14 protein-coding genes and 1 pseudogene are annotated in these 12,241 nt (G+C 71.9%); 8 read left to right on the top strand and 7 right to left on the bottom strand.

Going from position 1 to position 12,241, the window contains the following annotated elements; genetic code table 11:
- Positions 1–3: 3 nt before the first annotated feature.
- Positions 4–369 (top strand): annotated as a pseudogene (locus C1I98_RS08385) (endonuclease V); the annotation flags it as partial.
- Position 370: 1 nt separating this feature from the next.
- Here the strand turns inward: C1I98_RS08385 and C1I98_RS46320 are convergent.
- Both C1I98_RS46320 and C1I98_RS43700 read right to left on the bottom strand, forming a co-directional pair.
- Positions 371–637: an NADAR domain-containing protein gene (locus C1I98_RS46320; RefSeq protein ID WP_111166507.1), complete on the bottom strand. Its 267-nt coding sequence runs from the start codon at positions 635–637 to the stop codon at positions 371–373.
- A gap of 14 nt (positions 638–651) precedes the next feature.
- Positions 652–795, bottom strand: coding sequence for a hypothetical protein (locus C1I98_RS43700; protein ID WP_233507470.1), 144 nt, complete (start codon positions 793–795; stop codon positions 652–654).
- A gap of 169 nt (positions 796–964) precedes the next feature.
- On the opposite strand from C1I98_RS43700, the gene C1I98_RS08400 reads away from it, so the two are divergent.
- Positions 965–1,339: a nuclear transport factor 2 family protein gene (locus C1I98_RS08400; RefSeq protein WP_111166508.1), complete on the top strand. Its 375-nt coding sequence runs from the start codon at positions 965–967 to the stop codon at positions 1,337–1,339.
- A gap of 12 nt (positions 1,340–1,351) precedes the next feature.
- On the opposite strand, the gene C1I98_RS08405 is transcribed toward C1I98_RS08400, so the two are convergent.
- Positions 1,352–1,588, bottom strand: coding sequence for a hypothetical protein (locus C1I98_RS08405; protein WP_146607335.1), 237 nt, complete (start codon positions 1,586–1,588; stop codon positions 1,352–1,354).
- A 99-nt stretch (positions 1,589–1,687) separates the two neighbouring features.
- Positions 1,688–2,923: a cytochrome P450 gene (locus C1I98_RS08410; RefSeq protein WP_111166510.1), complete on the bottom strand. Its 1,236-nt coding sequence runs from the start codon at positions 2,921–2,923 to the stop codon at positions 1,688–1,690.
- A 203-nt stretch (positions 2,924–3,126) separates the two neighbouring features.
- On the opposite strand from C1I98_RS08410, the gene C1I98_RS08415 reads away from it, so the two are divergent.
- Complete coding sequence (locus C1I98_RS08415) at positions 3,127–3,837, top strand: GAF and ANTAR domain-containing protein (RefSeq protein WP_233507460.1); 711 nt, start codon at positions 3,127–3,129, stop codon at positions 3,835–3,837.
- A gap of 264 nt (positions 3,838–4,101) precedes the next feature.
- Here the strand turns inward: C1I98_RS08415 and C1I98_RS08420 are convergent, their stop codons facing one another.
- On the bottom strand, positions 4,102–4,431 hold the full coding sequence (locus C1I98_RS08420) for an STAS domain-containing protein (protein ID WP_158557966.1): 330 nt from the start codon (positions 4,429–4,431) through the stop codon (positions 4,102–4,104).
- Positions 4,432–4,683: 252 nt separating this feature from the next.
- On the opposite strand from C1I98_RS08420, the gene C1I98_RS08425 reads away from it, so the two are divergent.
- Entirely contained in the window at positions 4,684–5,472 is a 789-nt protein-coding gene (locus C1I98_RS08425; RefSeq protein WP_233507463.1) for an SDR family oxidoreductase, read from the top strand.
- 63 nt (positions 5,473–5,535) lie between these two features.
- Positions 5,536–6,156: a TetR/AcrR family transcriptional regulator gene (locus C1I98_RS08430; protein ID WP_111166513.1), complete on the top strand. Its 621-nt coding sequence runs from the start codon at positions 5,536–5,538 to the stop codon at positions 6,154–6,156.
- Between the two features lie 25 nt (positions 6,157–6,181).
- On the opposite strand, the gene C1I98_RS08435 is transcribed toward C1I98_RS08430, so the two are convergent.
- Both C1I98_RS08435 and C1I98_RS08440 read right to left on the bottom strand, forming a co-directional pair.
- Complete coding sequence (locus C1I98_RS08435; RefSeq protein WP_199536803.1) at positions 6,182–7,666, bottom strand: PQQ-dependent sugar dehydrogenase; 1,485 nt, start codon at positions 7,664–7,666, stop codon at positions 6,182–6,184.
- Positions 7,667–8,126: 460 nt separating this feature from the next.
- Positions 8,127–8,456, bottom strand: a complete 330-nt coding sequence (locus C1I98_RS08440) for a PadR family transcriptional regulator (RefSeq protein ID WP_111166515.1) — start codon at positions 8,454–8,456, stop codon at positions 8,127–8,129.
- A gap of 87 nt (positions 8,457–8,543) precedes the next feature.
- Between C1I98_RS08440 and C1I98_RS08445 the strand changes: the two genes are divergently transcribed.
- The 3 genes from C1I98_RS08445 to cydD all read left to right on the top strand — a co-directional run.
- Positions 8,544–9,731 carry a cytochrome ubiquinol oxidase subunit I gene (locus tag C1I98_RS08445; RefSeq protein WP_111166516.1) on the top strand — a complete coding sequence of 396 codons (1,188 nt, stop codon included), beginning with the start codon at positions 8,544–8,546 and terminating at the stop codon, positions 9,729–9,731.
- A 9-nt stretch (positions 9,732–9,740) separates the two neighbouring features.
- Entirely contained in the window at positions 9,741–10,505 is a 765-nt protein-coding gene (locus C1I98_RS08450; RefSeq protein WP_111166517.1) for a cytochrome d ubiquinol oxidase subunit II, read from the top strand.
- A 62-nt stretch (positions 10,506–10,567) separates the two neighbouring features.
- A partial coding sequence (cydD, locus tag C1I98_RS08455) for a thiol reductant ABC exporter subunit CydD (protein ID WP_111166518.1) occupies positions 10,568–12,241 on the top strand: 1,674 nt, incomplete at its 3' end.

Consider the following 12,241-nt stretch of genomic DNA (forward strand, 5'->3'; position numbering starts at 1 on the left):
CGCCGGCTCACGATCACGCCGGACCTGCTCGTCTGCGACGGATACGGCCTCGCCCACCCGCGCCGCTTCGGCCTGGCCTGTCATCTGGGCGTGCTGACCGGCCTGCCGGTCATCGGCGTCGCCAAGACGCCCTTCGCCGGGCGGCACGACCTCCCGGCCCGCGAGCGGGGCTCCTGGACGCCGATCGTGCTGGACGGCGAGGTGGTCGGGCGGGCCCTGCGGACCCGCGAGGGCGTCAAGCCGGTCTACGTGTCGCAGGGCCACCGCGTCGGCCTGGACGAGGCCTGCGGGCACGTACTGCGGCTGGCCCCGGCCTACCGCATCCCCGAGCCGATCCGCCGGGCCGACCGGCTCTCCCGGGGGCGCTGAGTCATCCCGGGGCGCCGGCAAGGACTGCGCGCGCCTCCATCAGTGCGAAACCGAGCAGGTTGCGCCCGGCCCACTCGTGCGGCCGCTCGGCCCTGACATCGCTCGCGGTCATCCCGATCCCCCAGATCCGGTCGGTGGGGCCGGCCTCGACCAGCACCCGCTCGCCGGTTGGCCGGTGTCCCCAGAAGAACAGGTACCTGACCCTGCCGCCCGCCCGCACGGCCTGGACCAGGCCGGCGACGTCGCGGGCGCGCGCGGATTCGATCATGGGCACGACCTCCCTCAGCCGCCGGCGAGCAGCGTCTCGCAAAGGCGCGGGACGGCGCCGCCGATCGGCGTGTCGATCACCTGCTCGGCCAGGTGATCATAAGGGGTGGGCTCGGCGCGGAACAGCCACAAGCGGCGGCGGATGTCCGGGTCGGACATATAGATGGAGTAGGTGACGAGCTTTTCGTAGTCGGGGTCCTTGTTCCCACAGCCCGGCGGGGCCCCGGTAGTCGGGGATGCCGGAATCGGTGGACATGCCTGCGCCGGTGAGCGCCGTTACCTTGGGCATGGCGCCGATCGTAGGGCCGGGCGGCGACAATGGCATCTCATGGACACCAGGCAGGCCGCCCTGCGGTTCACCGGCACGTGGCGGCGCGGATGGGCGGAGCACGACGTCGAGGCGATCATCGCGCTGTACGCGCAGGACGCGGTGCACCGCAGCATGCCGTTCCGCCCCGAGCATCGGGGCAGGGCCGCGATCGAGGAGTACATCCGGTGGTCGTTCGCGGATGAGACACCGGTGAGCGTGGAGTTCGGGACGCCACTGGTGGACGGCGACACCGCCGCCGCGGAGTTCAAGGTGCGCTCACTGGACGACGGCGAGCCCGTCACGCTGGCCGGGTGCGTGTTCGCCCGGTTCGGCGCGGACGGCCTCGCCGTGGAGACCCGCGACTACTGGCACACTACGCAGGGGCACCGGTGAGGCGGCGGTGGATCAGGATGGCACCCGCGTGGTGTAGACGGGCAGGGCGGTGTCCTGCGGCTGCGGCTGCGGCTGGTGCCGGGCCGGTCCCGCGATCTGCTGCCGCACGGGCGGCGGCGCCGCCGGCTCGGCGCATCCGCCATCGCAGTAACCGTTGGAAACGATCAGCCGTCCCCTTGCCGGAGTGTAGGCGTCCGGGCCGGATGCGGGCAGCACCCCCGTGCACACAGGGCACTGAATCAAGTCCATCCCCACGTGTCCTTCCTTTCCCGCGCTGTAGGCCGAGAGCCAGCGTAAGGCGACACGTTCCAGCCGATGGGGCATTTCAACAATGTGTCAAGTTCGCAGTCATTCGTCGCCGCCCGCCCTCCACCACACTAGATGCACCGCTTCAGGGTGACGTACGTCATGAACCGGCCGGTAACTTACCGGCTCGGCGAGCCGTAGTCCGGGCAGTTCCGAAGTGAGCGTCTCCAGCGTGATCCGCAGTTGCATACGCGCGAGTCCTGCGCCGACGCAGAAATGGACGCCACGGCCGAAGGCGAGATGCCGGTTGCGCTGCCGCTCGATGTCGAATTCCGCGGCGTGCTGGAATTTGCCGGGATCGCGGTTGGCGGCGTTGTAGCGGAGCAGTACCCGCGATCCGGCGGGCAGGGCGACCCCGCCGAGTTCGGTGGGCGCGGTGACCTCGCGGTAGAGGCCGCTGGCGGGCGTGCCGTACCGGAGGATCTCCTCCACCGCGCCGGGGATCAGGGAGGGGTCGGCGCACAGCCGTTCCCACTGCTCGCGATGGTCGAGCAGCAGCGCCATCGCCATGCCGCCGAGTGGCACGGTCGTGATGTGCCCGGCGATGACGAGCTGGAACAGGTTGGCCACGACCTGCGCCTCGTCCTCGTAGGACAGCGGCTCCTCACCGGGGACGCTGGCCGCGACCACCTCACTGATCGCGTCCTCGCGCGGCTTGGCCCTGCGCTCGCGGACCAGGGAGCCGATCAGTTCCTGAAGCCGTACGAACCCGCGGGCCCCGGCCAGTTCCTCTTCCTCGGTGAGACGGGCCGAGCGCAGGATGATGAAGGCGTCCAGCCACTCGTAGGCCAGACGCGCCTGCTCGGCGGAAAGGCCGCACAGCCGGCCGATCGTCCGGCAGGGCAGCGGCACGGCGTACTGCGTCATGAACTCCACGCGCCCGGCCCCCGCGAAGGAGGCGACCAGGTCGGCCGCCTGCTCACGGACGAACGGCTCCAGCGCGGCCACCCGGTCCGGCTTCAGCACATCGGCGATCGGCGCACGCAGCCTGAGATGCGTCTCGCCATCGGACTGGATCAGGTCCGGCTGCGGCGGATAGCCCTTGCCCAGCTCGGCCAGCGTCGCCTCGCGCAGCGGGAACGCGTTGGTGAACGGGGCGGAGGAGGAGTAAAGGACGGGGTCGCGCAGCACGGTCACCACGTCGTCGTAGCGCGTGACCACCCACGCCCCCATGACCGGCGAATAGAACACCGGCTCCTCTTGCCGTGCCCGGTCGTACACCGGATAGGGATCGCGCAGATGCGCGCCGAGCGGGTCGTAAGTCTCCCCGACCGTCATGATCCTCCCTCGGGTAAGCGCCGGGGTTGAGTATCACACGCTAAGACCGTTTCGCCCAGATCCGTCTCACTCCTTGATCCTTTTCCTCCCACCGGCCACACGCCCCAGCAGTAAGGAGTCCACTCCTCCGGTGGCGGCGACGTGCCATGCCGTGCCCATCGGGGGTCCGAGGAGATGAGCCCACCGTGCCGAAGGAAGATCGGTTGGCGACGACCTTCGTCGCCCTGGCCGACACTCTCACCGCGGACTTCGATGTCGGCGGATATCTGCAGATGCTGACCGAGAGGTGCGCGGAGGTCCTGGACGTGGAGCAGGCCGGGCTGATCGCCGCGGCCCCGCCCGGCGGCCTTGAAGTGGTGGCCGCCTCCTCCGAACGGGTGCGCCTGCTGGAGGTGTTGCAACTGGAGAGCGGCGAGGGTCCCTGTCCGGACGCCTACGACGGCGGGCGGCGGATCGCGTGCGCCGACCTGAGCCAGGCCCGCGAGCGCTGGCCGAGGTTCGCCCCGGCCGCGCTGGCGGCGGGCTTCTGCTCCGTGCTGGCGATCCCCATGCGGCGCGGCGACCAGGTGCTCGGCGCGGTCGGCCTGTTCGCCCGCCGTACCGGCGAGCCGTCCGAGCCGCAGGCACTGCTCGGCCAGGCCCTGGTGGACGTCGCCACCATCGGGCTGCTCAACCAGCGGACCATCGCGGAGCGAGAGGTGCTGGTCGGGCAGTTGCAGACGGCGCTGACCAGCCGCATCCTCATCGAGCAGGCCAAGGGCGTGATCGCGGAACGCTCGGGGACCGGCATGGAGGAGGCCTTCCGCATCCTGCGCGGCTACGCCCGCTCCCGCCGCCGGAAACTCGCCGAGGTGGCCCAGGACGTCATCGACCGCTCCTCCTGCGTCACCGACCTGTTCCCCGACCCCACCTGACCGCCTCCACCGTCAGCGCCGCCACGAGCCGCGATTCCGGGAGCGGCAGGCGTCCGGGGAGAAGCATCGGCACAGGAGGACGCCCTGGAGCGGACCAGCCGCCGGGCGCGACCCGGCCGACCCGCCGACCAGAGGCAACCGGTCCATCCAGCGGCCCCGGCCCACCGTGCCGCTCACCGATCCGTGTCGGCAGGGTCCGATCCGGCAAGAACCGGGCGGCCTGCTCATCGGCCACGATCGGCCGATCCACACCGGCCAGGGCCGTCATGTGGGGTAAGGGTCCGGGTGGGTGTCGGGGAAGACGGTGTCGAGGCCGACGACCTTCAGGGTGGAGCGTAGGCGGGGACGGATGCCGACGACGTGGAAGGCGACTCTCGACCGCTCGGCCATGGCGCGGGCGGCGACCAGGATGGAGATGCCGCGCGCGTCCATGAAGGTGGTGGCGCTCAGGTCGAGCACCACGGCCGCGCCCGGGGCGGCGAAGACCTCCTCCAGACAGGCGCGCACGATCGACTCCGCCCCCATGTCGAGCTCACCGGCGACCGATATGACCGCGCAGCCGTCCGTCCACGAGGTGTCAACGGCAAACCCCATCACGGCCACCCGGGATCCCATCATTTCCAGACTTCAGGAGGGCGCCGCAGTGGTCTGGGCGGCCGAGTCGGCTACTAACCGTAGCCAGTCGGTAGCGTACAGGATAATCCGGTGGTTCCGCACGGTGGTTCCGGGCGGTACGGGGATCGCCACCGGCACCGCGCGGCACCCTGCGGGTGTCTTCCCGAGCGGGCACGTTACGGTCTTCGGGAGATCGTGGCGGTTCGGGGGCCGCTGACCACCGTTTCGCACATGGAGGTGCGCTGTATGGACCTCGGGCTGACCGGCCGGGTCGCGCTGGTCTGCGCGTCCACAGGAGGGCTGGGCGAGGCCACCGCCCGCGCGCTGGCCGCGGAGGGCGCCCGCGTCGTCGTGTCCGGCCGGCGCGGCGAGCGCGCCCGCGAGATCGCCGCCGAGTTGCCCGGGGCGATCGGCGTGCAGGCCGACCTGCTGGCCGAGGACGGCCCCGAACGGCTGCACGCGGCGGCCACCGAGGCGTTCGGCCCGGTCGAGGTCCTCGTCCTGAACGGCCCCGGCCCCAAGCCGGGCGGCGCCGCCGGGATGTCCTCCGACGACGTACGCCAGGCCGTGGACGCGCTGGTGCTGCCCCAGCAGCGGCTCGTCTCGCTCGCCCTGCCCGGGATGCGGGCCCGCTGCTGGGGACGCGTCCTGGCCATCGGCTCGACCGGCGTCGCCGCCCCGCTGGCCAACCTCGCCCTGTCCAACCTCGGGCGGGCCGCCCTCGCCGCCTACCTCAAGACGCTGGCCGCCGAGGTGGCCGCGGACGGCGTCACGGTCAACCTGCTGCTGCCCGGCCGGATCGCCACCGACCGGGTGGCCGAGCTCGACGCGGCGGCGGCCGGCCGCACCGGGATGACGCGGGAGGAGGTCGAGGCCCGGGCCCGGCAGGGCATCCCCATCGGCCGGTACGGCAGGCCGGAGGAGTTCGGCGCGGTCGCCGCGTTCCTGTGCGGCGTCCCGGCCTCCTATGTCACCGGCACCGCCCTGCGCTGCGACGGCGGGCTGGTCCGCACGCTCTGACGGGCGCTACGACGCGCGGATCGTCTAGAGTTGCGGCCACGTAGAGCACAGGGACGGCTTCAGATGACCAGCACCGCATACGAGCGCGCACAGCGAATCGGCCAGAACGCGGTCAGAACCGCCATCTTGGACCAGGCGATCACGCTGCTCACCCGCGAGGGGCACGCGGCGCTCACCGTGCGGCGGATCGCGACCGAGGCCGGCTGCTCCACCAAGGTGATCTACACCTTGTTCGGCGGCAAGGACGGGCTCGCCGAGGCGCTGTGGCGGGAGGGGTTCGCACGGTTCCGGCGGGCGCTGGAAGACGTGCGCCCCGGCCCCGGCCCGACCGCCCACCTGCTGGCCCTGACCGCGGCCTATCGGGCGTACGCGCTCGCGGAGCCGTACTACTACCGGATCATGTTCGAGAAGGTGATCCCGGAGTTCTCCCCCAGCGCGGACGACGGGCGCGAGGCCAGGAAGGCATTCCACCTGCTGAAGTCCGCGTGCGAGGCGGCCGTGGCCGCGGGCGAGCTGGCCGGCGACCCCCGGGAGATCGCCGACCAGCTGTGGATGGCCATGCACGGCGCGGTCAGCCTGGAGCTGTCCGGTTTCTTCGAACGGGACCATGCCGACGCGCTGTTCCCCGCGCTGTGCGCCGCGATCCTGCGGTCGTTCACCGCGCCGCCGGGGGCCGCCGGCTAGCGCCGGGGCCCCTCGGCGTCGGCGGTCAGGTCGCGGTGCAGTTCACGGCGGCCGGCAGGCCGTTGGAGCCGGAATATGTGGCGTTGAAGCCCACGGTGAGCGTGCCGCCGGGGGCGAGCGCGCCGTTCCAGGGTTCGTTGCGGATCGTCACGTTCGCGCCGGACTGGGTGTGCCGGCCGTTCCATGCCTGGTTGATCCGCTGGCCGTTGGGGAAGGCGAAGCCGACCGTCCACGATGACGTCCGCTGGCCGATGTTGCGCACGACCACCTCACCCTGGAAGGCGCCGCCCCACTCGCTGACCACCCGGTAGGTGGCCGAGCAGGCGAGACCTCCCGTCGGCGTCACGGTGGGGCTGACGGTCGGCGTCACCGTCGGAGTGACGGTCGGGGTCACGGTGGGTGTCACGGTGGGTGTCACAGTCGGGGTGGGGCCGCCCTGCGGGGGCACGCGGATGATCCGGTCGTCGTCGGGCGACGGCGTGCCTCTGCCGTCGCGGTTGTTGTTGGCCACCCACAGCCAGCCGTCCGGCCCGACGGCGACGGTGCGCAGCCGGCCGTACGTCCGCGGGAATTCGGCGACCGGCGTGCCCGCGCTTCCGTCGGGGTTGACCGGCACCGTCCACAGCCGGGTGCCGCGCGTCGCCGCGACGAACAGCGTGTCGTTGGCGTACGCGATGCCGCTCGGCGACGCCTCCGACGTCCGCCAGGTGACGATCGGGTTGCGGTAGGAGGGGTTGTTGCAGGTGCCCTCGCAGGTGGGCCAGCCGTAGTTGCCGCCCGCGACGATCAGGTTGACCTCGTCGTAGGCGTTGTTGCCGAACTCGCTGGCGAACAGCCGGCCGCGGTGGTCCCAGGTCAGGCCCTGCACGTTGCGGTGGCCATAGCTGTAGACCAGGGAGTTGAACGGGTTGCCCGGCGGCACGCCGCCCGTGGCGGTCATGCGCAGGATCTTGCCCGCCGGGGTGCCGAGGTCCTGCGCGTTGGCCATGACGCCCGCGTCGCCGGTGGCGACATAGAGCAGGCCATCGGGTCCGAAGGCGATCCTGCCGCCGTCGTGGTAGGTGTTCCTCGGCACTCCGGACAGCAGTACCTCCTGCCTCTGCGGCGCGCTGAGCTTGAACCGGACGAGCCGGTTGTCAGAGGTGGTGGTGAAGTAGGCGTAGACCCACTGGTCCTGCGCGTACGTCGGGGACACGGCGAGCCCGAGCAGGCCGCTCTCCCCTCGCGCCGACACACCGGGGACGGTCGCCACCGGGACCGGCGTGGCCCCAGGGCGCACCTGCATGATCCTGGCGGTGTTGCGTTCGGCGACCAGGGCGCTGCCGTCGGGCAGGAACGCGAGCCCCCAGGGAACCTGCAGGCCGGTGACCGACACCTGGGCGCGTCCGAAATCGAAGCCCCCGATGACCTGGGCACCGGCGGCGGCCGACGGGTTGAGTACGGCGATCACCGCCGCCACCGCCACCGCGCATGCGGTGGCCACGAGGACGGGAACCGAGCGTCTGGGCATGGCGCACTCCTGTGCGGGAGGAATCGCTCCGGCGCCCCGAAACGTACGCCCGTGTCCACAACCGGTCAACATAACGTGCAAACCACACATCCACATGACCCCCCTCCCGATCGGGAGAAGAGAATGGTATGGCCTCCCGGAGATCGGGCGAGGGCGGTGGTCAGCCCACGACCTCGTCGTCCGCGCGCGCCCCGAACTGCGCGGAGCGGACCTCCACGGCCCGCTCGTAACGGCGGATCCGGTGGTGACGGATCAGCATGCCCCCCATCATCGCCCGGCACCGAACGCCCGCCGGGGAGCGCCGGGCGCGAGGTCCGAAACCCGTGTCCCGCGCCCACCTGGCCGAGGCGGCCAGGCTGCGCGCCCGCTTCGGCGACGACTCCCTGACCGGCCGCCGGTACGGCCTGCTGCACGCCTGCCTGGCCCACAAGTACGACGTTGAACCCCCGTCCCCCGATCGTCAGCGAGCGCTGCGGGGTTCGAGCACGCTGCCGATCGCGCTGGTGAACGCCTGCCAGGCGGAGCGTTCGCCGGCCAGCGCCTTGCGTCCCGCGCCGGTCAGCCGGTAGGTCCTGCGCTTTCGCCCGCCGACCGTCGCCCACTCGCCCGCCAGGTATCCCGCGCGCTCAAGCCGGCGCAGGGCCGGGTAGAGCGTCCCGGTCGGCACCGACAACGCTCCGCCACTGCGCTCCTGCAGGGCCTCGATGATGGCGTAACCGTGTAGCGGCTCGTGTTCCAGCACGGACAGCAGGAGGGCGTCCATGTGCCCGCGCAGCGCGTCGGTGTTCACGCCGTAACTCTATCCCGATTCGTCATGTAGCCAGTCTACATGTAGGCTCCCTACATATAGGCAGACACAATGACGGAGTTGGCAACGATGGACGTGCTCGACCTCGCCCGGACTCAGTTCGCCGTGACGGGAAGCCTGCACTTCCTGTTCGTCGTGCTCACCCTGGGCCTGGCCCCCCTGGTGGCGATCATGCAGACCCGGCACGCCCTGTCCGGCAAGCCGGTGTTCGAGCGGATGACGCGTTTCTGGGGCCAGACATACGTGATCAACTATGCGCTCGGCGTGTTCACCGGGCTCGTGATGGAGTTCCAGTTCGGGCTGAGCTGGAGCGGGCTGTCCCACTACGCGGGCGACGTGTTCGGCGCGCCGCTGGCCATCGAGACACTGGTGGCGTTCTTCCTGGAGTCCACCTTCCTGGCCCTGTGGATCTTCGGCTGGCACCGGCTGCCCCGGTGGCTGCACCTCGCCTGCATCTGGTTGGTCACCCTGACCGCCTACGCCTCGGCGTTCTGGATCATGGTCGCCAACGCCTTCCTGCAGAACCCGGCGGGCTCGCAGGTGCGCGGCGACCGGCTGGCGCTGACCGATCCGGGCGCGCTGCTGTCCAACCCCTCGTTCGTCTACGCCTTCCCGCACGTGATCGGGGCGGGCCTGCTCGCCGGAGGGCTGGTGGTGGCCGGGGCCAGCGCGTTCCAGCTCAGCCGCCGCCACCCGGAGGCGGAGTTCTTCACCCGCTCGATGCGCCTGGGCACGGTGGTGGCCTCCATCGGCGTCTTCCTGGCGGTCGGCTTCGGGTTCGCGCAGTTCGGCCCGATCGGCGGCCTCCAGCCGGGCAAGTTCGACTCCGACCCGCTCAGCGGCCTGTCCCTGGGATTGATGATCATGCTGGGCGAGCTGCTCATGTTGCTGTTCATGTTCCTGCTGCTCCCGCTGATCTGGTGGCTGCCGAAGTGGCGCTGGACGCACCCCGTCGTGATCCTGGCCACCCCGGTGCCGTTCGTGGCCGCGATCCTCGGCTGGCTGGCCCGCGAGGTCGGCCGCCAGCCCTGGATGATCAACGGCAGGCTGACCGTGGCGGACGCCATGTCCCCCGGCCTGACCCCCGGCATGGTCGGCGCGTCGTTCGCCGCCTTCGCGGGGCTGCTCGGGCTGCTCGCGGTCGTCGACTACGTGCTGATCGCGCGTACCGTGCTGCGCGGCCCCGCCGCCACCTTCCTCGGCGCGCCGGAGGAATCGCACGCATCCGACTGTCCCTCCCCCGCGCTGACCTACTAGGAGGCAGGAATGGAGATCGTCTGGTTCGGCGCGCTGGCACTGCTGCTCGCCGGATATTTCGCCCTAGAGGGCTTCGACATCGGCGTCGGCATGTTGCTGCCCGTGCTCGGCCGCGACCAGGCCGCGCGCGACCGGCTGGTCGGGGCCATCGCCCCCTTCGTGCTCGCGAACGAGGTCTGGCTGGTGGCCGGGGTGGGCGTGCTGTTCGGCGCGTTCCCCACGCTGGAGGGCGACGTCTTGTTCGCGCTCTACCCGCTGGTGGTGGCACTGCTGGTGTCGTGGATCGTGCGCGACGCCGGGCTTTGGTTCCGCCGCCGCGTGGACGGTCCGCGCTGGCGGGCGTTCTGGGACGGCGCGCTCTGCGCGGGATCGTGGGGGCTCGCGCTCACCTGGGGCTTCGCACTGGCACGGGTGGCGACCGGGCTCGACGGCCTGCCCGCGCTGCTGCTCGGCGTGGTGCTCGCCGCCGTGGTGGCCGCCGTGTTCGCCTTCCACGGCCGCACGTTCGCCGCGTGGCGGCTGGCCGGCGAGGGCCGCCCGCGCGGCGGGCGCGCACTGCTCGGCTCCGCCCTGCTCGCCGCCTCCCCCGCGCTCGCCGGGCTGGCGCTGACCGCCTCCACGGTGGTCGGCCACGCCGCCCCGGCAGGGACACTGAACATGCTCGGACTTATGGTGGTTCCGTTCGCGCCGCTCATGGTGGGGGCGCAGATATGGGTATGGCGGACGTTCGGACCGCGCAGGCCTGCGGGCTCGCGCGTGCCGTCGTTCTTCTAGCTCACAGATCGTCCGAAACGGGGTTCCAGCGGGGCTGGAAGGATCGATCGTAAAAGGGAGTCATGCACAAGGACCTCCTGCGACTGGCCCGCACGGAACGGGCCGTCGGCCGCCACCTGGCGGTGTGCCTGGCCGCCGCGGTGCTGGCCGGGCTGCTGGTGATCGCCCAGGCCGAACTGCTCGCGGGGGTCCTGTCCGGGCGGTTCGCGGTCACCGCGCTGTGGGGCCTGGTCGCGGTGGTCGCAGTGCGCGCGCTGCTCGGCTGGGCCCAAGGTCTCGCGGCCGGCCGTACGGCGGGCGCGGTCAAGTCCACGCTCCGCCACCGGCTACTGGCCCGGCTCCAGGACCTCGGGCCCGCGAGGATCACCGCGCACCGATCCGGTGAGCTGGTCACGCTGACCGGCAGGGGCCTGGACGCGCTCGACCCCTACCTGACCGGATACCTGCCGGCCGTGGCGGTCGCCGGATTCATACCGATCGCCGTCCTCGTCCGGCTGTTCTCCGCCGACTGGGCCAGCGCGGTCATCGTCCTGATCACCCTCCCGCTCATCCCGATCTTCGGCGCACTGGTCGGGTGGCACACCAAGACGGTCACCGAACGCCAGTGGCGGGCGCTCTCCCGGCTCGGCGGGCACTTCCTGGACGTGGTGCGCGGCCTGCCCACGCTGCGGGCGTTCGGCAGGGCCCGGCACCAGGCGAACGTGATCCGGGAGGTGGCCGGCGCGCATCGCGCGGCCACCATGCGCACGCTGCGTGTGGCGTTCCTGTCGTCGCTGGTCCTGGAGCTGGCCGCCTCGCTGTCGCTGGCGCTGGTGGCGGTCCCGATCGGGCTGCGGCTGCTGTCCGGCTCGATGGACCTGCACGTCGCGCTGCTGGTACTGCTGCTCGCCCCGGAGGCGTACCTGCCGCTGCGGGCGATGGGCACCAAGTTCCACGCCTCGATGGAGGGCGTGGCCGCCGCCGACCAGGCGTTCGCCGTACTGGACACCGACGCGGGCGACGGACCCGGCCCTGCGGGCGACGCGCGGACCGGCCCGGACGTCCCCGAGATCCGCCTGGAGAACGTGACCGTCCGCTACCCGGGCCGCGACGACGCGGCGCTGGACGACGTCTCCCTGGTGATCGCGCCCGGCGAGCGGGTGGCCGTGATCGGGGAGAGCGGGGCGGGCAAGAGCACGCTGCTGCACCTGCTGCTGGGGTTCGTGACCCCGGAGCACGGCAGGGTCACCGTCGGCGGGGTGGACCTGGACCGGCTCGATTTGGACGCCTGGCGCGCCCGGCTGGCCTTCGTGCCGCAGCGCGCCCACCTGTTCGCCGCGTCGGTGACCGACAACCTCCTGCTCGCCGACGCCGGTCATACTCCGGCGGTGGACGTGCGCGCCGCGGCGGCGGCCGCGCGGGCCGCCGAGTTCGTCGAGGCGCTGCCCCAAGGGTATGACACCGTGCTCGGTGAGCGCGGCGCGGACCTGTCGGCGGGCCAGCGCCAGCGCATCGCCCTGGCCCGCGCCTTCTGCCGCCCCGGCGCCGCCGTACTCCTCCTGGACGAGCCCACCGCCCGGCTCGACGGGCGCAGCGAGGCCGCGATCGTGTCCGCGACCCGGGCCTTGGCCGGCGGCCGCACCGCCGTCATCGTGGCCCACCGGCCCGCCATGATCGACCTGGCCGACCGGGTGATCCGCATCACCGACGGCCGCGTGGTCTCCGACGAACCCGCCCGCCCCGCCGTCATCGGAGAC

It is taken from the genome of Spongiactinospora gelatinilytica, from assembly GCF_003236385.1.
GTDB lineage: Bacteria > Actinomycetota > Actinomycetes > Streptosporangiales > Streptosporangiaceae > Spongiactinospora > Spongiactinospora gelatinilytica.